We start from the raw sequence: 22,747 nt of genomic DNA on the forward strand, positions 1-22,747 counted from the left end.
CGCCGCGTCAGTCACTCGTGAGCGAATCCTGACTCGCGGCGCAGTTGTTCGGCCCGAGTTCGAGTTCGAACGCTTCTTCGTCGTCTGTGTGCCGTTGCCCCAAGTTCGTTGCGATGATCTCCTCGTAGTTCGACGGACGCGGCGGCATGTCCGAGAGGACGAACTCGACGAACTCCACCCGGTCCATCGACAGCACAGCCATCGATTTCCGCAGTTTTCCGACGGTCGACGTGTAGGTGCCGTCGTCCGCCGTCGTCGCCGAGTCGCTGAAGTGTGCGGGTGCGACCACGATGTCGTCCGGGAGCGAGAGGACGCGGTCCTGCAACGTGTCGTAGAGCGTTCCCGCGGCCTCTGGCGCGCCGTCGTCGCCCTCTTCGAGGTCGGGGCGGGCGACGCTCTCGGTGAACAGGCCGTCGCCCGTGAACAGGACGCCGCCGACGCGATAGGAGGTCATTCCGGTCGTGTGGCCGGGCGTGTGGACGACTTCGATTTCCGTTTCGTCGAGTTCGAGGGTTTCGCCGTCCTCGACCGTTCGGTAGGAATCGTCGTAGTCGATGCCTCGCGCTTTGGCAGGCGCGGGGACGACGGCTTCGATATCGCTCCCGTCCGCGACGGTTCGAACGCCGCTCACGTGGTCCGCGTGGACGTGCGTGTCGATGGCGTAGCGGAGGTCGGCGTCGCGCTCCGACGCGTCCGCGACGTACTCGTCGGCGAAGGCGCGAAGCGGGTCGATGACTGCCGCTTCGTCGTCGAAAACGACGAGGTAGGAGAGACACCCGCTGGAGGGTCGCTGGTACTGAATGACCTCCGTGTCGAGGTCCGCGCTTTCGATTTCCTTCCGTTCGAGGACGCGCGCCCATCCTTTCATCCCATCCCCGAGGTGGTTCACGTCGTAGTCCCGTTCGGCGAACAGCCCGGCGATGTACTCGCTTGACCCGCCCTTGGCACAGAGAACCGTTACCTCCTCGTCATCAGGGACCGGGTCGAACAGTTCGTCGTCCAGGTCGTCGGCGAGATATTCGAAGTAGGGGACGTTTACGGTCTCGACGTTTTCGCCGTCGATGTGCCACTTCTCGTACTCGTCCGCCGCTCGAACGTCGAGAATCGTGACCTCGTTCCCGGCGTCGATTCGCCCGTACAGTTCCTCGGGAGTCACCGATTCCACTTCGGCGTCCGGCGATGGAAACGCTGATTCGCTCATGCTGTACCAACTGTTATCGCCCACAGCTACAAAAGGGTTCGTATAGTAATCCACAAAATATGCAATACAGTTTCGGCAACCAATCCGAGAACAGTACGTACAAGCGTACGATGGAGAATATAACATAGTCGCTCGTGGGTGCTTCCCACAATAATCAACACACTTTTAACGATGTGACCGATATTGTTCGATACGTCCAATACAGGAGATCAGACAATGAGTATAAAATTCGATATCACGGAGACGCTCGACGTAAAAGGACTGAACTGCCCGATGCCGGTCGTCAAAACGAAGCAGGCGACGGATTCGCTCGCCGAGGGCGACGTACTCGAAATCGTCGCCACCGACTCGGGGAGCATGAGCGACCTGAAGGGCTGGGCAAGCACGACCGACGGCGTGGAACTCCTCGACCAAGCGGAAGACGAGGATGGCGGCGAGTCGGTCTACAAACACTACGTTCGGAAGACGGAGTGACCATGAGTACGGACACGCCGAACGCCACCGAGGGTACGGACGCGGCGAATAGCGATTCGGACCCTGAACTCGCGGATCGCATCGAGGAGTTGGAGGCGGAACTCGCCGACCTGAAGGAGGAGGTCGACGGCCCCAAGAAGATGACCATCATCGCCACGAAGGGGACACTCGACATGGCGTACCCGCCGCTCATCCTCGCCAGCACCGCGGCCGCCTTCGGGTGGGACGTCGTGGTCTTCCACACGTTCTGGGGACTCGACATCCTCCACGAGGAGAAGTCGAAGAACCTCAAACTCAGCGCCGTAGGCAACCCGAGCATGCCGATGCCAAACGCGATGGCCGCACTCCCCGGCATGGACTCGATGGCGACGAAGATGATGAACCGCAAAATCGAGGAGAACGGGACGGCCACCATCGAGGAACTCATCGACGTGTCGTTGGATACGGGCGTCGAACTGCAGGCCTGCCAGATGACGATGGACCTGATGGACTACGACGAGGCCGAGTTCTACGACGGCGTCGTCTCCGGCGTCGGGGCCGCGACCGCGCTCGAACACATGGCCGAGTCAGACGTGCAACTCCTCGTCTAAATCGGCCATTCTCATCGCAGTTTCCTTTTATGAGTCACTGGTTGTCACACTCTCGCAAGATTTTTTGCGAAGATACTTGTTTCAGTGAACAAGGTCGAACCATGACCACCTCTCTCCTCCACTGACCGGATATCCGGGTCAGTTCGCCGTTTCCCGTTCGTTACGCCAGCGTAGCGACCGTCAATGACCCGTTCCCGGTCGGAATTCGAAATCGGAAGCACAGAGCGGCATCTTCGCCGAAGCACAGCGGAACGGAATTTACGTATGCAATCAGGTTCAGCAATCATCGCGAAACGAGTGGACGACGGACTTCCGAAAACGGATGAAATCAGCGCGCTCGCCGACGCGGCGGACTATGAGGTTATCGGGACGATAACCCAATCGCGGACGGAGGACTCGAACTATCAGTTCGGTCGCGGAAAGGCCGAGGAACTGGCAAAACGGATCTCGGATTCGGACGCCGATTCCGTCATCTTCGACAACCCGCTTTCGCCACAACAGACGTTCGAAATCGGGGAACTGTGCCCCGACGGGACGCGAATTATCGACAGATACCGTCTCGTCCTCGAAATCTTCGCGGAGCAGGCAGGAACGAAGGAAGCACAGTTACAGGTCAAACTCGCGGAGTTACGGTACGAACTGCCGCGCGTACAGGCCGAAATCAGGTTGGAGAAGGAAGTCGCGAACGAGCGGCGGTCGCGGAACGGCCTCGGCGAGAAGGAAGATCGACGCGTTACGGACATCAGGGACCGCATCGACCGCGTGGAGTCGAAGCTCTACAACCTCTCGAATATCGACGGACAGCGGCGCGAAAAGCGCCGCGAGGAGGGGTTTTTATTCGTCGCCCTTGCGGGCTACACGAACGCCGGAAAGTCCACGCTCCTGCGCAGACTGGCCGACGAGATGGTGATCTTCCCGGAACGCCACGGGGACCTCCACGAGAGCACAGGCGTCGAGGACAGGTTGTTCAAGACGCTCGAAACGACGACGAGACGGGCCGAGATTCGCGGGCGACGGACGCTTGTCACCGACACAGTCGGATTCATTCAAGACCTGCCCCACTGGCTGGTCGAATCGTTCGAAACGACGCTGACCGAGACGTACGAGGCTGACCTCGTCTGTCTCGTCGCCGACGTGAGCGACCCGGTTGGGGAACTGCGCGAAAAATTGCGAACCTCACACGACCTCCTCGACGACGAAGTCGAGAGGGTCGTGACGGTACTGAACAAGGCGGATGAGATTTCTTCGTCGGAAATCGATGAGCGACTCGCGGGCGTGGCCGACCTCGCACCGAATCCCGTGGTGGTCAGCGCCATCGAAGACAACGGACCCGATACTCTCGAAAAACGAATCGCCGACGAACTCCCGCCGTTGGACAAAGAGCGTATACAACTTCCCAACACCAATGACGGTATGGCGTTCCTCTCGTGGCTCCACGACCACGCTCGCGTTGAGGAGGTGCGCTACCCGTCGGGAGAGCACGTCGTCGTGGAGTTCGCCGCCGTCCCGTCCGTGGCGAAACGAGCGACTGCAAAGGCCGACACGATGGTGAGCGGAGGGTAACGACCGAATACTGATACGCCTCCCTCCCGAACGTCCTTCGATGCCCAGTGTGGGCAATCGGGGGAGTGGAAACCGTGAGTAGCGAAACACAGGAAACACAGCCACCGGAGGAGGGGGACAGTTCGATGGAGGACAAATTGGTCGACCCGCCCGGACGAGCGAGGGCGAAAGAGGAGCTACCGGGGCGGTTCGATTCGAAGCTTCGGGAGTCGCTCGGCACGTCGCCGTTCATCCTCACGAAGTTCGACGCGTTCATGAACTGGGTGCGGTCGTCGTCCATGTTCATGCTGCAGTTCGGCATCGCCTGCTGTAGCATCGAGATGATGCATACCTACGCCGTGAAGCACGACTTGGATCGCTTCGGGGCGGGAGTCCCGCGCGCGTCGCCGCGACAAGCCGACGTCATCATCGTGCCGGGGACCATCGTCTCGAAGTTCGCGCCGCGGATGAAACGCGTCTACGACCAGATGCCCGAACCCAAGTTCGTCGTCAGCATGGGGTCGTGTACCTGCTCTGGCGGGCCGTTCCAGCAGGGCTACAACGTCATCAAGGGTGCCGAGGAGGTCATTCCCGTTGACATCCACGTTCCGGGCTGTCCGCCCCGCCCCGAGGCGCTCATCTACGGCATCGCCCATCTGCAAGAACGAATCGCCCACGGCGAGACGAGCCCGGTGACGGTCAAGCCCTACGAACTGGAGCGGTTCGGCGACCTGGAACCCGACGAGTTGGTCCAGTCGCTGGCCGACGAAATCGACGAGGACACCCTCGTCATGCGCTACAACTGGGTGGATTCGCCATGAGTTCCCAACGCGAAGAACGCCTCCCGGCGGTGCGGGAACTGGAGGCCGAGGAAATAGCGGAACTCCTCGGCGACCACGTCATCGGCCGCGACGACCACTTCAATGCACCGGGGTTCGTGATTCGTCCGGACGAAGTACAGGCGGCGCTGACGATTCTGAAGGAGGAGGCCGGTTTCGACCACCTCTCGTGTCTGTCGGCCCAGCAGTACGAGGACCGCTACGAGAGCATCTACCATCTGAAGAAGTACGCCGACCCGACCCAAGAGGTGAGCATCGTCGTCCCGACGCCGACGGATGCTCCCGTGAGCCAGACCGCGGAACCCGTCTACCGAACCGCCGAGTGGCACGAACGGGAGGCCTACGACCTCGTGGGAATCGAGTACGAGGGCAACCCCGACTTGCGGCGAATTCTCCTTCCGGAGGCGTGGAAGGGGCATCCGCTCTCGTTGGAGTACGACCAAGACCGACCGCAAATCGTCACGTTGGAGGAACACAAGAACCCGATAACACAGGACGAGTACGCGGACAACGCCGACACGATGTTTCTCAACGTCGGACCGCACCACCCGGCGACCCACGGCGTCCTGCACATCGAAACCGTCCTCGACGGCGAACAGGTGTTGGACGCGCGCCCCGACATCGGCTACTTGCATCGCTGTGAGGAGCAGATGGCCCAGAACGGAAAGTATCGTCACGAGATAATGCCGTACCCCGACCGCTGGGATTACACGGCGAACATGACCAACGAGTGGGCCTACGCGCGGGCGGCGGAGGACTTGGCGGACATCGACGTGCCCGAATACGCCCAAATCCTGCGCACACTCGGCGTCGAACTCTCGCGCATGGCTGGACACTTCCTCGCCTTGGGAACCTTCGCACTGGACGTGTACGGCGACTTCACCGCCATCTTCCAGTACGCCTTTCGCGACCGCGAAATCGTCCAGAACGTTTTGGAGGACCTGACCGGCCAGCGCATGATGTTCAACTACTTCCGCCTCGGCGGGGTCATCTGGGACGTCCCGGAACCGCGGCGAGAGTTCTTCGACAAGACGCTGGACTTCATCGACGGCCTCCCGTCGGCGCTCCAGGAGTATCACGACCTCCTCACCGGCAACGAGATATTCCAACTGCGCTGTGTCGGTACCGGTATCCTCGAACCCGAAGTCGCAAAGCAGTACGGCGTGACGGGGCCGGTCGCTCGCGGTTCCGGAATCGACTACGACCTGCGCCGCGACGACCCGTACGGCTACTACGACCAACTCGACTGGAACGTCGTCACCGAAGACGGCTGTGACAACTACGCTCGCGTCCTCGTCCGCCTTCGGGAAGTCGAGGAGTCGGCCAGAATCGTCGAGCAGTGCGTGGAACTGCTGGAGGACTGGCCCGAGGAGGAGCGCGAACTCCAGTCGAACGTCCCACGGACGCTCAAACCGCCGATGGACGCGGAAACGTATCGGGCGGTGGAGGCCGCGAAGGGCGAACTCGGCGTCTACATTCGTTCGGATAACACGGACACCCCCGCACGATTCAAGATTCGAAGCCCGTGTTTCCACAACCTCTCCGCACTGCCCGAGATGGTGGCGGGCGAGTTGGTGCCGGACCTCATCGCCTCCCTCGGAAGCCTCGACATCGTGTTGGGAGAGGTGGACCGGTGATCGGACTGCTCAAATCGATGGCGACGACGATGAAACACGCGCTGGACGGGTCGACGTTCACGGTCGAGTATCCCGACGTCCCGCCCGAAGTGAGTCCGCGCTTCCGCGGCATCCACAAGTTCAGTCAGGAACGCTGCATCTGGTGTCGTCAGTGCGAGAACGTCTGTCCGAACGACACCATCCAGATAGTGATGGACGACCAGCGCAACGGCGAACAGTACAACCTCCACGTCGGCCAGTGCATCTACTGTCGACTCTGCGAGGAGGTCTGTCCGGTGGACGCCATTCTGCTCACCCAGAACTTCGAATTCACGGGTGACACGAGAGACGACTTGGTGTACAACAAGGAGCAGTTGAAGAACGTGCCGTGGTACAAGGACATCGACCCGCTCGAATCGCGTGAACCCGACCGAGGCGCGTGGATAGGAGAGGGAGAGGGAAGCGTCGATTATCAGTAACGCCGGTCCTCACCGAATTTCGTCGCGATGTCGGGGGATTCGCCCGCGTATCGAGAGCGATGGACAGTCACTCCGCCGACCCGACACCGAAGCACTCTTTCTTTTCGCGCTCGTCGCCACGGATATGGGAAGTGTCAAACGTACCTTGACCCTGCTCGTTGCGCTCGTCGGCGTCGCCTTCGCCGTCCACTACGTCCTCTTCGGTTCGCTCCCGCTCGGTAAACCGCAGATGCTCGATGACGACGAAGAGGAAGTCGAACTCGACTTCGAGACGGCGACCGAATAACCCCGCTCGTTCGAAGGGAGAACCGCGGACGACCGCTCCTTTTATCGCAATCGTCAGGGCTCGTACCATGTCATCGGCATGTACCGTCCCCGCACACGTCCAGGGGTCGGAACCGACCCGACCGTCTCCCAGTCGCCGGAACGATGCCGAAACAGCGTTCCGCGGTGCGTCGCGGTCAGAACGTCGCCATCGACCGCACACCATCCGATTGCCACCTCGTCTGACGTCGGGAAGGAAATCCGTTCGAGCGATTCCTCACCGTGAGACGTGAACAGGGCGTGGTTTCCCTCCTCCCACGACGAGGAGGACGCAGGTGCGCCACCGGCGTAGAGCGTGTCGCCGTGGACGAACGCGCCGCGGAAATACCGCTGGTCGTGGTCGCCGTCCAATCGCGTCCACGTCCTGCCGACGTCTGTGGAGCGGTACAGACCACTTCCTGTCGAAGCGACGATGGTTTCCCCGTCATCGAGGGCGAGGTGGTGGATGTCGTCCGTGTGCGGCGCGTCGCAGTCGATGCACCGCGACTCCCAGTTATCCCCGCCGTCGTGGCTCACGTGAACACCACCGACCTCGACGCCCGCGACGAGTCGTTCCGGCGCGTCGGGATGCGCACGGAGGCTTCGAACCTGCGCGAGACCGTCGTGACGGACCAACCCCCAGTCGATTCGGTCCCGCAACTCCCGAAAGCCGATGACTTCCTCCCATGCTTCCTCGCTGGACGGAACGCCCGAACCGAAGTCGGCGACGAACAGGCGGGCGGGCCGCGTGCCAGCGAATAGCCGCTCGCCCGTCGGGTCGGCGGTGACGCTGTACACCTCCTCGTCCGGAACCGGAAGCGCCGTCCACTCGTTCCCGTCGGGCGAGTAGTACAGTCCCGACTTCGCGGCAACGAACAACCCGTCCAGTTCATCGAACTGCTTGACTCGAAACACCTGGTCGGCGTCGAGTAGCTTTTCGGCCGTCGTCCCTCCGGATTCGCGAAGGCCCGAAATCCGATAGACACCGTCGTCGCTTCCTGCGATGAGCATGCGAACGAAATCGGTCAGGGACGGCTTAAGTGCTATCTGAATTGAATTTTTGTAGAACGAGTTTCATATTCCTCGGCTCATCCGAGCGAGCGACGGTGTACTGGCCCACCGAGTGTGAAGAGGATCGCTCACTTCCGCGCCGAATAGACGACGGTGGGCGGAACCTTCGCCATGCGTTCCGGAACGAAACTCCCGTACTCGGACTCGTACCGCTCGGGGTCCTCGTAGCCCGGTTCCCGTATCGTTTCGACGGTGAACCCGGCGTCGGTCAGGAGCGCCACCGTCTCCCCGACGCCGCGACTGTAAATCACCATCTCGGCGTCGAACTCCTCGCTGTAGTCACGACGTGGTTCGTCGGCGAAGTAACTCCGCTCGATTTCGCCCGTCTCTGGGTCGATCGTCTTGTAGTACGGATGATCGACGCTGAAGACGAGTTTCCCGCCGTCCTTCAGCACCCGATACGCCTCCGCAAAGCAGGCGTCGAGGTCGCGAACCCACTGGAACGCGAAGGCGGAAAACGCGACGTCGTACGTCTCGTCGGGAACAGTCGACATCTCCGTCACGCTGCTTTCGACGAACTCGATGTCCTGTTCGTGTGCGTCCGCGAGACTTCGCGCGAACGCCAACTGCTCCGAGGAGATGTCTACGCCCGTCACGTCCGCTCCGCGCTTCGATACCGCGATTCCGAACTGCGCGCCGCCGCACCCGAGTTCGATGGCGTTCGTTCCGTCCAATTCGCCCAGGAGACCCAAATCGTCGCCCTGTTTCGCGCCCGGCCCGAACGCGATTCCGATCGGAATATCGCCGTCGCCGTACTCCTCCTGAAAATAGCTCGCCCAACTGTCCCACCACGTTTTCGCCTCGTGTTCGGGTTCGTTCACCGTACGAATCGTCACTCCTCGGGTCCGAATAAAGGTTATCTGCAACCGATTTTCGTTCATTTGGCTCTGGTGAATCACTAGACGGCGTAGACTTCGACCGTTAGAACTAGGGAGATGAAGCGGGAAACCTCCGATTGTTCATGTCTAAGATCTCCCGCTTCACGAGCAAAGCGGTTACGTTGGCTAAAAACGCTATTGGTGGACGAGGCGAAGTCGCCGCCCCCGAAGGGGGTGGCGGCTTCGCCGACTACGCCCTCATTTCGCTGCACTGTCTGCGGGTTTACCTCGATGAATCGTACCGCAACGCACTCGATTTGCTGAGCGAGATGCCGCATATTTGCGGGGAGATCGGCCTCGAAGAGGGCGATCTCCCTGACCACTCGACGTTAGTCAAGGCGTTTGATAGATTCGAGATGAAGGTCTGGCGAGTGCTGCTCCGACTCTCGTCGGAGCTGCACGACCTCTCAGGTCACGCCGCCATTGACGCCACGTTTTTCGACCGCGAGAACGCCAGCAAGCACTACTGCCGCCGGACGAATTATCGTGTTCAAACACTGAAAGCGACAGCTCTCGTCGACACAGAGACGCAGGCTGTCCTTGACGTTCATTGCACGACTGAGAAACCGCACGACACACAGCTCGGCTGGCAGGTCGCCTGCCGCAACGCAGGCGACCTGCGCAGCCTCGCCGCTGACAAAGGGTACGATTGGATGGAATTACGCGAAAAACTTCGAGAAGAGGACGTGAGACCGCTGATTAAACATCGAATCTTCCGGCCCATCGACCACGCGCATAACGCGCGGGTCGATGGGCCTCGCTACCGCCAGCGATCGATGTGTGAGACCGTTTTCTCGGCGATCAAGCGCACGCACGGCGACGCCGTGCGTGCGCGAACCTGGTACCGAGAATTTCGCGAACTCGTCGTGAAATGTGTCGTTCATAACATCAAGCGTGTCGCAACATAGCCAAACCAACCGCTGTATGGCGATTCACCAGAGCCGTTCATTTATACTTGTGTGGCCACGTTCCGTTCGCCAAATCGAACTCACGTCGACCAAAAAAGCGAGAACAGTTTCGCCGTCAGCCTACCCGGTACTTGACGCCGTTGTAAATCCGCCGTCGCTGGTACACCAGTTCGCCGATGAGCCAGCAGACGAGGAGCAAGAGGGCGAAGATGAGGGCGATGAAGGCGTACTCGTTCATCCAGATGGGACGGATGAAGGGCGTCACTTGGTCCCAGCGTGCGCCGTAGTCGCGCATCGTGTCCTGCATCGAGGTTCCAGCGAAGGTGTTCGAGAGGAACACGGACATCCTGAGGCTCTTTCCGGTTCCGGGGTCGAGGTTCGCGCTGCCGGATATCTGGTACGTCCCTTGGGCGTTTTGGTCGGCGATGGTCGGCCCGTTCGATTCGTCGCCGGTTCCGATTCGTTCGGCGTCGTAGGGGAGCCACGGCGAGTAGAACTCCCAGACGATTTTCCCTTCGGGGGTCACTTCGATGACGCGGTGGTCCGAGGAGTCGACGACGAGGGTGTTGCCGTTCGGTAGGCGGTCCGCGTCACGCGGCCACGTCAGGGTGTCCGACGACCCGAGTTCCCACGTTCGGTCCCAGCCGTCGCCGTTCCTCTCGTACTCGACGATGCGGTTGTTCTCGGAGTCGGCGACGAGGAAGGTCGGCGTGCCGGATTCGCTTTCGAGGTAGTCCGGGTTGTGCTGTTCGTTGAGGATGTCGTGGCTGTCGTCCTCGCCGAGTTTCATCGTGACCTCGCCCGTGTTCCGGTCGACGACGATGACTTCGTCCATGTTTCGCGGGTCCAACGCGTACTTGCCGTCGCCGACCTTCTGGACGTTGTTGAGGTGCGACCAGTCGTCAGTGAAATCGCCGCCAGCGCCCTTATCGTAGTGGTTGCGCAGACGCCACTGCCAGACGATTTCGTCTTTTTCGAGGTCGTAGACGTACACCCGGTCGTCGTTCCGTCCGGACGTCTCGTTGTAGTTCCGCATGTTGCCGACGAGGAGTTGCGTCCCGTTGTTGATGAGGTCGATATCGTGGGTGTCGTGGATGGGGAGGAAGCGTTTCCACACCTTCTCCTTCGTCTCCGGGTTCATCTCGTAGACGACCGTACCGCCGCGCTGCGTCGAGACGACGAGGAGGTTACCGTTCGGGAGCGGGTCGACGTCGTAGAACCACGTCGCGCCCTCCTTCGAACCGTTGTACACCCATTCGACGCCGCCTTTCGGGCCGACGGCGACGAGGCGAGCGGGCTTTTTCTTGTTTCCTTGGCCTTGGAAGTGATAGCCTTGAACGCTGATTATCGTCGTTCCGTTGGCCGGTTGTTCGATGGTTCCGGGTTTGAGGTTCGATGCTTCTCGGTCGTACGTAATCGCGGAGACCACGGAGGGGGTCAACAGGGCGACGACCAGCAATAAGACGACGCCGCGCGTGAGCCATTGCCGCGGCGGCAGTCGTTCCGTCCAGTCCATAACATAGTCATGTCGAGGAACTGTTTGAGTATTTTGTGTTTCGTCTACCATTGTCGTTGGCTGATTTTTTATCGGACGAAAACCGTACTTGCGACGACAACTTCGGCGACGAACCTACGCCCGGCGTCCCAACACGTCGAACTGATGTGCGACGTATGTGAGCTCCCCGGATTCTATTTGTTCGTGGCGCGTTTCTGACCACTCCGCGAACACGTCCGAATCGATGTCAGGATTGTCGGCGAGCACGCCATCCACGGTATCGAGGATGAAGCGGAGGAAGCGCGCCTCCGCGGCGGGATACGATCCGTCGGACGGATACACTAACCAATCGGAACTGCCCGCGGCGAGGAGGTCGAACCGACCCCCACGCATCGCGGACAGAAGCCGTCGCCCGGCGTTCGCGGTCCCGTCCCCGCTTCCCATATCACGGTGATACACCCGTTCGACGCGCCCATCTAACGGATGTGGCGGGTCGAAGGTCGTCCCGCCGTCGAACGTTATCGGGAAATAACAGAGGCCGCCCGGTTCGAGGAGGGAACGGAACGACGGTAGCGCGGAATCGAGGTCGAACAGGTCGGCGACGGCGTGCCCCACGAGGGCGTCCCACCGTTCGTCGGTTTCGGCCGCGAATGTCGTCGCGTCGGCGACTTCGAATTCGACGGTCAACTGACGGTCGTCCGCCGTAAGCCGCAGTTCGTCGCCGTGCGGTTCGAATCCGGAGGACAGCAACCGCTTCCGAGCGGCCCGAACGTTTTCCGGGTCGATGTCGAGGGCGGTGTACCGAACGGACCGGGGAAGACAGTTCCACGAATGCAATCGCTCCGCCATCGCACCGATTCCAGCCCCGATTTCGAGGATTCGCGCCGACTCGGGGAGTTCGTCGCTGAATCGACCGAGAACCCGTCGATTCAGCGCGCGGTCGTCCACGGTACGCTTCGCGTCGAGATAGGTCTGGAAACTCACGGGACTGTGCTCCCCCCACGCTCGGTTACATCGGTGAGAAATCGGACTACCGTCGTCGTGGTCCCCTCCCACGACGGGTGGTTTTCGTACCGCTCGCGCGCCGAGTCGCCCATTCTGCGACGGAGGTTCGGTTCGTCGCGCAGGGTTCGAATCGCGTCGGCGATGGATTCGGCGTCGTCCGGCGGACACAACAGTCCGGTCTCCCCGTCGGAGACGATTTCGTTCGCGCCGCCCGCCGTCGTCGCTATCGTCGGTAGGCCGAACGCCATGGCTTCGAGGTAGACCAACCCCAACCCCTCGTACAGCGACGGGCCGACGAGGACGTGACTTCGAGCGAGGTGGTCCGCCACTTCCTCGTCCGAAAGCCGACCCGTGAATCGGACGGATTCGCGGAGTCCGAGGAGATTCCGAAGGTGACGAAGCCGCGCCGCGTATTCGGCGTCGGTCGGCGCGCCGACGACGGTCAGGGTCCAGTCGCCGGAGACGGTTGCGAGCGCGGAGAGCAGGACGTGAACCCCTTTTCGCTCGATGAGGTTCCCGAGGAAGAGGAGCCGGAACGGGCCGTCGGTGTCGTCGCCGACCACTGAACCAGTCTCCGACGATTTCGAGGAGTTCGACACCGCGGCTTCGAACCGGTCGCCCGCGGGGTACGCCACGGTCGTCGGACAGTCGCGAAGGCGTTTCACTGACCGTCGGGTGGTCTGGCTGTTGCAGACCGCGGCATCGACATCGTCGAAATACCGTCGTTCGACGGCTCGATAGCACGCGTTCTTCCACGCCACCCGCGACTCGCTCGACCTGAGGTGGTGAACCACGGCGACGACCGGCGCGTCGAGCGCGCGGTTTGCCCGAAGCAGCGACGGATGGCAGAGGTGGTCTTCGAGAACGGCGTCGAATCCCGAAAGCCGCGATTCGAGGTCGGCGGAGAGGTTGTGAAACAGCGATTTCGCGTAGCGGTCCCACGGGAGGCCGACGACAGAAACGTCGTGGCCGCGGTTCCGAAGCCCCTCGACCAGCTTTCTATCGTAGCGAAAGCCCCCCGAGCGTTCGGACAGCGACCCGTAGACGACGAATCCGAGTCGCATCACACCGTCCGTTCGAATGCGGCCCACGCGTCGTCACCCTCGTGCATTCTGAGAGTGAGTTCCGACACTTCGGGCGCGTCGAGCGTGTCGAGCGTACGGGCGCAGAACTCCCGGGCGAATCGCTCAACGCTGGGGTTTTTCCCCTCGAACTCCGGCAGGTCGTTCAGGCTTTCGTCGCGGTAGCGCGCGACCGTTTCGTCCAGTGACGCCCGAACGTCGTCGATGTCCACGAGATAGCCGAACTCGTTCAGCGATTCGCCGCGCAGACGGAGTTCGACCTCGTAGCGATGCGAGTGGAGTTTCCCCTCCGGGCCGGGGTTCGGAACGGTCAGGAAGTGCTGTGCGACGAACGTCCGTGAAACGCAAACTTCGTACATGGTTTCGATGGGTGGGTTTCGTGTGTGCCGAGCGAACGGCGTCGGGGTCGGTCAGTCGTAGGTCAACAGGACCGAAAGTGCGTCGTCTGGTCGCTCGTCCAACAGACGGTAGCCGTCGGCGGCCGATTCGACCGGAAAGCGGTGAGTGATGAGCCGGGACACGTCTAATTCGCCGAGCCGTCGCCACGCGACGCGCAGTCGGCGGTCGGTGTCCCAGCGGCCGCGCAGTTCGGGGTCGAGGGTGCTGACCTGCGAACTGGAGATGTCGATTCGGCTCCGGTGGAATGGCCCGCCGAGGTTCAGGTCCGCCCGCTTCTCGCCGTACCACGACCCGACGAGGACGCGGCCGTCGTAACCCGTCACCGCGACGGCGTCGTCGAGCGCCGAGGGGTCGCCCGATAGCTCGTAGCTCAAATCCGCACCGGCGGGCGTGTCCGGGCGGGACAGGTGAGAACGAACGGTTTCGACGGGTTCGGCATCGGCATCCGTTCCATCGTTACCGTCGCCGATTGCGGCGTCGAAACAGCGGTCCGCACCCATCTCGCACGCGAGGTCACGCCGCGACGGATGACAATCGAGGGCCACGAGGTCCGAGAGCGGGCACTCCGTGAGGAGTCCCGTCGTCAGCAACCCGACGATTCCCTGCCCGAAAACAACGGCTTGCTCACCGACTTTGGGTGACCCGTCGAGGACGAGGTTGACCGCCGTCTCGACGTTCGGCAGGAAGACGGCCTCCTCGTGCGCGTAGCCCTCCGGAATCCGAAGCAGGTCGTCGGGCGAGGCGAGGAAGTGACTGGCGTGTGGCTGAAACGCGAAGACGGATTCGCCGAGGAGGTCCGCCTCGACGTCGCTCCCGACGGCGACGACGGTTCCGACCGCGGCGTAGCCGTACTGAAGCGGGAAATCGAGCGACCCCGAGAGCGCGTCGATGGTCGCATCCGCGTCCATTTCGGTCGGCGCGTTCCCCCGATAGACGAGGAGTTCGGTGCCGGGGCTGATGGCCGATACCGACGTTCGAACGAGTACGTCGGACGGACCCGGCTCCGAAACCTCCGTCGTGCGAACGTCGAGTTCGCGTTCCCCCGTGAAGTACACCGCCTGTGCGGATGGCACACCTGCCATGCGACGGATTGCCGGAAATTCTTTGCGGCTACCACGTCGGGCGACCGCGGAGTCGGCGGAGGGCGGCACATGCCCGTTCACGAACCAGCGGCCCCAGCGGACGCTCGCAGCGAGCGAGATACACGGAAACCGGTTCGTACTCCCCGGTTTCCAACAGCCGAAGCGCCCGCGCGGTCGCCCGGTGGTTGCCGTCAACGACGCGAGGGGGAAGGCAGTTTCGCCGGGTCACGGCCACGAGCGGTTCGTTCGGCGGGTTCTCTCGAAACGAAAGGATTCGGGAAACGTCGACACCGGATTCCGCCGTCAGCGACTCCGGGTCGCCCGCCGCAACCGCCCCCGCTGCGCCGAGAATCGTTCCGTCGGAGGAGAGCGCGCGCCACAGCAGGCCGTCCGGACCATCGACCACGCGTAGCCGTTCGAATGACTCGCGAGAGAGGGTCAATCGACGCCACGAAATCGGCTTCTCGCGCCAGATGAAGGACGCCACGCCCGGTTTCAGACGGAGAAGACGGTCCAGCAACTCGCGCTCCGAGAGCGGTTCGAGGTCCCGATTCGGAACGTTCGGCTTGCGCTGTTCGAGTTCGACCCAGTGCCTGAGGACGGTCGCCTGTGAAACCCGCGTCATTCGGTATCCAGTTCGACGCCCGTAAACTCAAATCGTGTGCCGCCGCCCGCCGCTTTGTCGAGCGACACCCGCCAACCGTGGGCTTCCGCTATCTGCCTGACGATTGTCAATCCGAGACCGGTGCCACGCTCGCCGGTGGAGTACCCGGACTCGAACACCGCCTCCCGCGCCGACTCGGGGATTCCCGGCCCGTCGTCTTCGACGAAAAAGCCGTGGTCGGTCGTCCCCGGAGTCGTGCGTTCGGTCGGTCCTCCGTGTTGCAGACCGCCGTCCCCAACGATACCGTCGAGTTCGCCGACACGAACCGTCACGTCGGGGTGGCCGTGTTCGACGGCGTTGCGGAACAGGTTTTCGAGCAACCGCTGTAGCTGACCCTCGTCGGCGTTGATGGTCGCCGTCCACGAGGAATCGAGCGTGGCCGACCCGGTTTCGACCGACCCCCACGCGTTCATCGTTATAGTCCATCCTGACACAGACTCCGTTTTGTTCACCGTCCGTCCCTGCCGTGCGAGCGTCAGCACGTCGTCGACGATGTTCGCCATCCGTTCGTGGGCGTTCTCGACTCGGTCGAGGTGGTCTTCCTCGTCGGTCGAACGGTACAGGTCGAGGTAGCCCTTTGCGACGTTGAGCGGGTTTCGGAGGTCGTGGGAGACGACGCTGGCGAACTCCTCCAAGCGAACGTTTTGGCGTTCCAACTCCTGTTGGTGGGCTTTTCGCTCGTCCTCGCGTTCCGCTCGGTCGAGGGCGGCGGCGGTGTTCGCGGCGAGGAGTTGTGCGTAGTAGACGTCGAAATCGTCCAACTCCTCCGCGCCGAACGTGATGACGCCGCGGGTGCCGAGCGGAACGGATACCTCGGAAATATCGTCCGCGACGTGATCGGTTCTGACGACCGTCTCGCCGGTTTCGTAGGTCTCCACGGTCGCCTCTCGCTCGAAGGACGGGACGGACTCGCCGTAGGCCGTCCGATGCTCTTCCGCCCGCGCGACGAGTTGCGGCGAGGCGTCGTACTCCCAGATCGCGGCCATCGGCAGCCCCAAGACGTCCCGTGCGACCCGAACCGCGATTTCGCTCACGGAAGCGGTTGGTTCGGCTTGCATGAGGGTTCGGGTGGCGTTGTGGAGGGATTCGAGCGTCTCCTCCCTGCACCTTCGTTCGGTCACGTCGCGTAGATACACCGACACCCCCTTCGAAGACGGATAGACGGTCGCTTCGTACCAGCTATCGTACGGCTCGAAATACGCCTCGAACGTCGATGGCTCCTGCGTTCGCATGGCCTCCTCGTAACTCTCGTCGAACGCCGTGTCGCCCGCTTCGGGGAACACGTCCCAGATGACTTCGCCGAGGACTTCGGGTGCGGTCCGGTTGAGTATCTCCTCGGCCCGCTCGTTGACGAACGTGAACTGCCAGTCGTCGTCCAACGCGAGAAACGCATCGGTCATCCGTGCGAGGATTTCCTCGTGTTCCTCCTTCATCCCGATGAGTTCGGTCACGTCGCGCGAGTTCAGCACTAACCCCTCCACGTCGGGGGTCGCAATGTGGTTTTCACCCGTCGTTTCGAGGTAGCGCCACGACCCGTCAGCGTGCCGGAAGCGGTAGGTGATGGTCGGGGAGATTTCGGGGTTTTCGACCGCACGATAGAACGTCTCCACGACGTGCGGCCGGTCGTCGGGATGAATGTAATCGAAAGCCGCCTCACCGACCAGTTCGTCCGGGTCGTAGCCGAGAGGTTCGACGGACGGGCTCTCGTACTGGATGATGCCCTGCTCGTCGATGAGCGTCACGAGGTCGTGTGAGTGTTCGATGAGTGCTTTCAGTCGCGCCTCCGTTCGCTTCCGCTCGGTCACGTCGCGCACCGACCCGATGGTCGCCGTGCGTCCCTCGTAAGTAGTCTCACGGACCGAGAAGTTACCGTACCGCGTCTCGCCGTCCTTCGTCAGGAACCGGGCGTCGTAGCTCGACACGTCGTGCGTTCCGTCCATTCGGTTCGCCACGATAGCCCGCAGGCGTTCGTGGTCGTCATGGTGAACGAGCGACCAGACGTTGATTCCCTTGAGTTCTTCCTCGGTGTAGCCGGTTATCTCACAGGCCCGTTGGTTGACGAAGGTGAAACAGTCGTCCTGATAGATGTACACGGCGTCGTGGCTTCCCTCGACCACCGTTCGATAGCGCTCTTCGCTTTCCTGTAGGGCGTCTTCGGTCGTGGACGACCGGACGACGTTTTCGATTCGGTTCGCCAATACCCCATATTGGTCGGGCGAAAACCCCTTTTGAAAGTAGTCGGTGACTCCGGCGGAAATCGCTCGGCTTGCTATCTCCTCGTTTCCCGCGTCGGTAAAGAGGATAAACGGAAGCCCCGGAAACTCGTCACAGACCGAGTCGAGGAGGGATACCCCGTTCGTGTCGGGGAGGTCGTATTCGGAGACGATGCAGTCGATGTCGGTCGTACGAAGGGCGCGAAGCGCTTTCTCACCCGACGATGCGGTTCGAAGTCGTAGCTGACTCGATTCCCGTTCGAGGGACTTCGTCGCAGATTCGAGCGTCTCGGTGTCGCCATCCACGTAAAGAGCGGCGAGAGTTGTCTTCTCACCCATTTATCAATTTCGTTCTATAACTGGAGTATGATACCATAATTGTTATGTTCATCGATTGGTGTTTTCCCGGTCGAGGAGGCCGGACACCTTTATCCACGGGAGTCACCTCTGTCCGAACGGGGAAAGTAATGTTCGACGACAGAACGGACGCGGGCGAACGGCTCGGCTCTCGTGTCGTACGAGAAGGGGTAGACGCGGACATCGTGCTCGCCATTCCGCGCGGTGGGCTTCCCGTCGGACGGGCAGTCGCGGATGCACTCGGCGTTCCGCTCGACGTCGTCGTCGCGAAGAAGCTGGGTGCGCCCGGCAATCCGGAACTCGCCATCGGAGCCGTCGGCGCGGACGGGAGCGTCTGGCTGAACGACGAACTCATCGAGCAACTCGGCGTCGGCGACGGCTATCTCGAAGGGGAGCGGGAACGCAAGACGAAAGCCGCCAGTGAGAAGGCGTCACAGTATCGTGACGAGCGGGAAATACCGCCCATCGAGGGAAAACGGGTGCTCATCGTGGACGACGGCGTGGCCACCGGTGCGACGACTATCGCCTGTCTCAGACAAGTGAAGAACGCGGGTGCGAGCCACGTCACACTGGCCGTTCCGGTCGGGTCGCCAAGCTCCATCGAGGAGTTGCGTAGCGAAGCCGACGCCGTACTCTGTCTCGAAACGCCGTTCCAGTTCGGTGCCGTCGGACAGTTCTACCGAACCTTCGAACAGGTTCCCGACGAAGTGGCGAAGACGTATCTGGCGGGGGAGTAGCGTTCGAAAACGGACGGGAGACGAAGAGGTCCGGACGGGAACACGGGGAAGCGACCCCGACCGATAAGATTTTCTTGGTTTCGATTCGACGGTCGGATATTATCGGAACCTCAAACCACGATTAATGCGCAGTAGCAGCGTCATTAACGATGAATATAGATTGGTGAAAATCGCACCACATTGCGAAACACTTAAGTATATTTCGTCCTAACTCGTGGTTAGGAACTAAGCTTCCGGGATTCTTTGGGTCTTCCCCACTGGGAGCCTCCGCCAACGCACTACCATGACTACAACCAAGATACAACGCTACAGCGAGTCCGGCGTAACGGCCCACGAACGGGAACACGAGACCGAGGACGAGCAAGAGGAGGGGACCTGCCCCGAATGTGGGGGTCACCTCGTCACCGACGAGGGCCACGGCGAAACCGTCTGTTCGGAGTGTGGTCTCGTCGTCGAGGAGGACTCCGTAGACCGGGGACCGGAGTGGCGCGCCTTCGACTCGAAGGAGAAGGACCAGAAGAGCCGCGTCGGTGCACCGACGACGAAGATGATGCACGACAAGGGACTGTCGACCAACATCGGCTGGCAGGACAAGGACGCTTACGGCAACACCCTCGGCAGTCGCCAGCGCGAGAAGATGCAGCGGCTCCGAACGTGGAACGAGCGCTTCCGCACCCGCGACAGCAAGGAGCGCAACCTCAAGCAGGCCCTCGGCGAAATCGACCGGATGGCGAGCGCACTCGGCCTGCCGAAGAACGTCCGCGAGACGGCGAGCGTCATCTACCGCCGCGCGCTGGACGAGGACCTCCTGCCGGGGCGCTCCATCGAGGGTGTCGCAACGTCCTCGGTGTACGCGGCGGCGCGTCAGACCGGCATCCCGCGCAGTCTGGACGAAGTCGCAGCCGTCAGCCGTATCGACGAGATGGAGTTCAAGCGCACCTACCGCTACATCGTGCGCGAACTCGGCCTCGAAATCCAACCCGCGGACCCGCTGAGCTACGTCTCGCGGTTCGCCTCGGACCTCGACATCAGCGACGAGTCCGAGCGCCGGGCGAACGAACTGCTCAAGACCGCGAAAGAACAGGGCGTCCACAGCGGTAAGTCGCCCGTCGGCCTCGCGGCCGCGGCCGTCTACGCTGGCTCCCTGCTCAGCAACGAAAAGGTGACACAGAGCGAGGTCAGCGACGTCGCCAACGTGAGCGAAGTCACCATCCGGAACCGGTATCAGGAACTGCTCGAAGCGGGCCAAGACGGCATCGCGGCCTAACGACCACGATACCGTTCGATTTCCGACGACAGTTTTAGATTCGACCAAAGTACAATTCAGTAGGGAAAACCATTGTAATTTTTACTGTAATATTTTGTCAAAGCGGCCGATACACTAATTTTGCACGGTTTTTTATCCTTGGACACCCATGCCCGACTTTCGCATCGGGTTGAACAAGCGAGTCGTCACGAGTCTCATATTTCTCATACTGTTCAGTCTCCTCGTCGTTCAGCCTGGATTTCTCACCCCGCATTCCAAGGATGAGTCACGGCCGAAAGATCCCAACGACGTTCGACTCGTTTCGCCGACCCCGAACAGTTCGGCGAAACTGTGGCCGTTTACGAGCCGCCACAAACAGTACGACTCGTTGACCCTCCCAATCAACGTCGTCGTAGAGGGGGATACGTCTCGAGTGGTGAATCAACTCAAACATCGGCGGGAGGCCCATTGGAACAATGACTCGAACGAGTGGCAGGGCGTCGCCAGTGACGAGGAGACGGCCGGCGTCGGCAAACGCGCTGACGAGTGGCACAACACGACCGGAGCGGTGCGATACACCTATATCCAAGCGCAGGGGCCGCGTGGCGGGTGGATGACGGAGACGGCCCAGCTCCACGACGGCGCATACTTCGGTTCGCGTTACCACCTCCGGTTGTACGAAGGCGGAAAGGGAACGGAAACCTGGACCGCCATCCAAGCCCACCACGAATACTTCGACTGGTTTCGGCTCCGGCACACGGTCGGGTCACTCGAAAAAGCACAGTATTACCTCGACGGGCAGTACTATGGAAAGTGGTACGTCGACGAGGTTTCACGCCAACGGTACGCAAACGGTGGCATCATCGACTCCAACGGCTGGGTTTCCATCGTCGATTTGCGACCGAAGTCGGAGATGGGACCGGTGCCGACGGCGTTGATGACCGTCCTACTCCTCGGCTCGATAAACGTAAAGGACCCCGTCCTGAACTCGATTCGAGACGTCCTTTTGCGGCTGAAGAACGAAACGGTGCAACGTGGCATCGCCTTCAGCATCTCGCTCCTCGGACTGCCACTGTTGGTGCGCACGGCGAGTATCGCCGTCGAAACGACCGTCCCGTCCGTTCCGGTAAAGGCAATCGCTGGTGCGGGCTATCTCGTCCTCGCTTTCGGTCTCCCCCTGATGGCGATTTCCCTTCCGAACGGACGACAGTCGACGGACTGGTTCGCTGTCGCCATCCTCGCCCTCGGCCTCGGATTCCTCCTCGACTACCGAAGCATCGGCGTCAACGTGCTTCCGATCACGGTCGTGTTACACCGACTCGCCGTCCTCTGCGTCGTCGGCATACTCGCGGTCGGCGGTTCGTATCAGGAAACGGATGGACGTTGGAACACGTTGGTACAGGCTGGACTCGTTATATGGTTCGGCGTCCTCGTCTGGCCGCTACTCGACGCCGTCTAAATCGAGAACTGCATTTTCGGCATTTTCAGGAACGCCGTTTCGTACCCCTCGTGACGTGAGACGGTCGGCGGCGAGTCCACTCGAACCGTGAGTTCGTCGCCCTTCTCGGCGCTCGCCACGTTCGCGCCGTAGTGAAGCCCGATGTCCGGGTCGATGGTGGCGTTCAGCACGTCGTCGAACACCGTCTTCCCGCCCCGTTTCAGCGTCGCCGAGAGGGGCAGCATCGGAATCGGATAGCCGTTGTACGGCGTTCGCGGCGAGACGAGGAGGTACGTCTCCTTTGCGATGTCCGAATCCGAAACCGTCGTCACGAGGAAGTCGGCGTCGCCGCTCGATTTTCGGCCGACGAACTGACCGGGAAGGTCCGCCTTCTCCGAAACGTGGCTCATCGGCATGTCCATCTGCATCGGCGAAATTGCGCCTTTCTGTCCCTTTTTCTCGTCGAGCGTCGTGAACGGAATCTCCTCCAACGTGTCCCGGTCGAACTCGAAGTCGGTGGTGAGCGTCGCGCCGCTCTCGAACTGCCCGGCGAGCGCGCCGGTTCGACGGACGCTCAAGCCCGAAACGCGCACCTTCGCGGTGTACTTGCCGTCCCCGTCGAAGGCCATATTGTCCCCGAAGTGAAAACCCATGTTCTGTGAGAGCATGGGCCACATCGTCCGGGTGTCGCTCCAGTCGCCCTTCGACAGTTCGACTTCGACGCTCCCGGTCGGAAGGACGGTCTTCGTCTCCGAATCCCAGACGGAAGCCATCAGGTGCAGGTCGTCGTCCTCCTGGATGGTGACTTTCTCCTGCTGTTTCGCCGTCCCGCCGCCCATCAACCAGAAGCGATGCGGGTAGGAGTAAAACAGCGCGAGACGGTATCGTCCCTGTTTCGCCATCCCCGCCATCTTCATCCCTTCCTTGTGCGTCGGGATGTACACCGCGTCCGGGCGATTCTTCACTAGCGGGGGAGCCTGTGGCATCGTCCGCGTCTCGAACAATCCGGAGCACCCCGCAAGTGAGGAGACACCGAGGACGCCAGCGGTCTGCAAAACGCTACGTCGATTCATTGGTCCGAACTTACGACCCGCCGCGAAAAGGGATTCTGGTACACCCGTCGAAAAA

At 61.5% G+C, this 22,747-nt stretch carries 22 protein-coding genes; 11 read left to right on the top strand and 11 right to left on the bottom strand.

All coding sequences use genetic code 11. The features are described 5' to 3' along the window. Positions 1-7: 7 nt before the first annotated feature. Positions 8-1,201 (bottom strand): MBL fold metallo-hydrolase, encoded by a 1,194-nt coding sequence (locus tag AC1XDK_RS19290; RefSeq protein WP_483351590.1) that lies wholly within the window; start codon positions 1,199-1,201, stop codon positions 8-10. 216 nt (positions 1,202-1,417) lie between these two features. Between AC1XDK_RS19290 and AC1XDK_RS19295 the strand changes: the two genes are divergently transcribed. From AC1XDK_RS19295 to AC1XDK_RS19325, 7 genes are all read left to right on the top strand, one after another. After that, on the top strand, positions 1,418-1,675 hold the full coding sequence (locus tag AC1XDK_RS19295; RefSeq protein ID WP_483351591.1) for a sulfurtransferase TusA family protein: 258 nt from the start codon (positions 1,418-1,420) through the stop codon (positions 1,673-1,675). A 2-nt stretch (positions 1,676-1,677) separates the two neighbouring features. Continuing rightward, complete coding sequence (locus AC1XDK_RS19300) at positions 1,678-2,265, top strand: DsrE/DsrF/DrsH-like family protein (protein ID WP_483351592.1); 588 nt, start codon at positions 1,678-1,680, stop codon at positions 2,263-2,265. A gap of 264 nt (positions 2,266-2,529) precedes the next feature. Then, positions 2,530-3,828, top strand: coding sequence for a GTPase HflX (gene hflX / locus AC1XDK_RS19305; RefSeq protein ID WP_483351593.1), 1,299 nt, complete (start codon positions 2,530-2,532; stop codon positions 3,826-3,828). Positions 3,829-3,953: 125 nt separating this feature from the next. Continuing rightward, entirely contained in the window at positions 3,954-4,628 is a 675-nt protein-coding gene (locus tag AC1XDK_RS19310) for an NADH-quinone oxidoreductase subunit B (protein WP_483351652.1), read from the top strand. Beyond that, a complete protein-coding gene (locus AC1XDK_RS19315) occupies positions 4,625-6,283 on the top strand; it encodes an NADH-quinone oxidoreductase subunit D (RefSeq protein WP_483351594.1) in 1,659 nt (552 codons plus the stop codon). The genes AC1XDK_RS19310 and AC1XDK_RS19315 overlap by 4 nt, the downstream gene beginning before the upstream one ends. Beyond that, a complete protein-coding gene (locus AC1XDK_RS19320) occupies positions 6,280-6,741 on the top strand; it encodes a NuoI/complex I 23 kDa subunit family protein (RefSeq protein ID WP_483351595.1) in 462 nt (153 codons plus the stop codon). The genes AC1XDK_RS19315 and AC1XDK_RS19320 overlap by 4 nt, the downstream gene beginning before the upstream one ends. A gap of 124 nt (positions 6,742-6,865) precedes the next feature. Then, entirely contained in the window at positions 6,866-7,027 is a 162-nt protein-coding gene (locus tag AC1XDK_RS19325) for a hypothetical protein (RefSeq protein ID WP_483351596.1), read from the top strand. Between the two features lie 53 nt (positions 7,028-7,080). On the opposite strand, the gene AC1XDK_RS19330 is transcribed toward AC1XDK_RS19325, so the two are convergent. Then, entirely contained in the window at positions 7,081-8,055 is a 975-nt protein-coding gene (locus AC1XDK_RS19330; protein ID WP_483351597.1) for a WD40/YVTN/BNR-like repeat-containing protein, read from the bottom strand. Between the two features lie 128 nt (positions 8,056-8,183). Next, positions 8,184-8,936 carry a class I SAM-dependent methyltransferase gene (locus AC1XDK_RS19335; RefSeq protein WP_483351598.1) on the bottom strand — a complete coding sequence of 251 codons (753 nt, stop codon included), beginning with the start codon at positions 8,934-8,936 and terminating at the stop codon, positions 8,184-8,186. A gap of 140 nt (positions 8,937-9,076) precedes the next feature. Between AC1XDK_RS19335 and AC1XDK_RS19340 the strand changes: the two genes are divergently transcribed. Beyond that, on the top strand, positions 9,077-9,901 hold the full coding sequence (locus tag AC1XDK_RS19340; RefSeq protein ID WP_483351599.1) for an IS5 family transposase: 825 nt from the start codon (positions 9,077-9,079) through the stop codon (positions 9,899-9,901). Between the two features lie 115 nt (positions 9,902-10,016). Here the strand turns inward: AC1XDK_RS19340 and AC1XDK_RS19345 are convergent, their stop codons facing one another. The 7 genes from AC1XDK_RS19345 to AC1XDK_RS19375 form a co-directional block, all read right to left on the bottom strand. Next, the gene (locus tag AC1XDK_RS19345; protein ID WP_483351600.1) at positions 10,017-11,417 is read right to left on the bottom strand and encodes an aryl-sulfate sulfotransferase; all 1,401 of its coding nucleotides are present in this window, start codon (positions 11,415-11,417) and stop codon (positions 10,017-10,019) included. A 114-nt stretch (positions 11,418-11,531) separates the two neighbouring features. Beyond that, positions 11,532-12,380 carry a class I SAM-dependent methyltransferase gene (locus tag AC1XDK_RS19350; protein ID WP_483351601.1) on the bottom strand — a complete coding sequence of 283 codons (849 nt, stop codon included), beginning with the start codon at positions 12,378-12,380 and terminating at the stop codon, positions 11,532-11,534. Continuing rightward, entirely contained in the window at positions 12,377-13,492 is a 1,116-nt protein-coding gene (locus AC1XDK_RS19355) for a glycosyltransferase family 4 protein (RefSeq protein ID WP_483351602.1), read from the bottom strand. Before AC1XDK_RS19355 ends, AC1XDK_RS19350 begins: the two co-directional genes overlap by 4 nt. Then, positions 13,465-13,842 (bottom strand): 6-pyruvoyl trahydropterin synthase family protein, encoded by a 378-nt coding sequence (locus AC1XDK_RS19360; RefSeq protein WP_483351603.1) that lies wholly within the window; start codon positions 13,840-13,842, stop codon positions 13,465-13,467. Before AC1XDK_RS19360 ends, AC1XDK_RS19355 begins: the two co-directional genes overlap by 28 nt. A gap of 51 nt (positions 13,843-13,893) precedes the next feature. Continuing rightward, positions 13,894-14,955 (bottom strand): zinc-dependent alcohol dehydrogenase, encoded by a 1,062-nt coding sequence (locus AC1XDK_RS19365; RefSeq protein ID WP_483351604.1) that lies wholly within the window; start codon positions 14,953-14,955, stop codon positions 13,894-13,896. A 37-nt stretch (positions 14,956-14,992) separates the two neighbouring features. Further along, positions 14,993-15,589 carry a hypothetical protein gene (locus tag AC1XDK_RS19370; RefSeq protein WP_483351605.1) on the bottom strand — a complete coding sequence of 199 codons (597 nt, stop codon included), beginning with the start codon at positions 15,587-15,589 and terminating at the stop codon, positions 14,993-14,995. After that, positions 15,586-18,180, bottom strand: coding sequence for a PAS domain S-box protein (locus AC1XDK_RS19375; RefSeq protein ID WP_483351606.1), 2,595 nt, complete (start codon positions 18,178-18,180; stop codon positions 15,586-15,588). Before AC1XDK_RS19375 ends, AC1XDK_RS19370 begins: the two co-directional genes overlap by 4 nt. A gap of 128 nt (positions 18,181-18,308) precedes the next feature. Here AC1XDK_RS19375 and AC1XDK_RS19380 point away from each other — a divergent pair, with 128 nt between their 5' ends. From AC1XDK_RS19380 to AC1XDK_RS19390, 3 genes are all read left to right on the top strand, one after another. After that, positions 18,309-18,935 (top strand): phosphoribosyltransferase, encoded by a 627-nt coding sequence (locus AC1XDK_RS19380; protein WP_483351607.1) that lies wholly within the window; start codon positions 18,309-18,311, stop codon positions 18,933-18,935. Positions 18,936-19,218: 283 nt separating this feature from the next. Next, positions 19,219-20,202, top strand: coding sequence for a transcription initiation factor IIB (locus tag AC1XDK_RS19385; protein ID WP_483351608.1), 984 nt, complete (start codon positions 19,219-19,221; stop codon positions 20,200-20,202). Between the two features lie 148 nt (positions 20,203-20,350). Further along, on the top strand, positions 20,351-21,640 hold the full coding sequence (locus tag AC1XDK_RS19390) for a hypothetical protein (RefSeq protein WP_483351609.1): 1,290 nt from the start codon (positions 20,351-20,353) through the stop codon (positions 21,638-21,640). On the opposite strand, the gene AC1XDK_RS19395 is transcribed toward AC1XDK_RS19390, so the two are convergent. Continuing rightward, positions 21,637-22,692, bottom strand: a complete 1,056-nt coding sequence (locus AC1XDK_RS19395; protein ID WP_483351610.1) for a DUF7350 domain-containing protein — start codon at positions 22,690-22,692, stop codon at positions 21,637-21,639. The two genes, AC1XDK_RS19390 and AC1XDK_RS19395, sit on opposite strands and share 4 nt — an antisense overlap. Positions 22,693-22,747 lie beyond the last annotated feature (55 nt).

It is taken from the genome of Haladaptatus sp. HS23 (assembly GCF_056892285.1).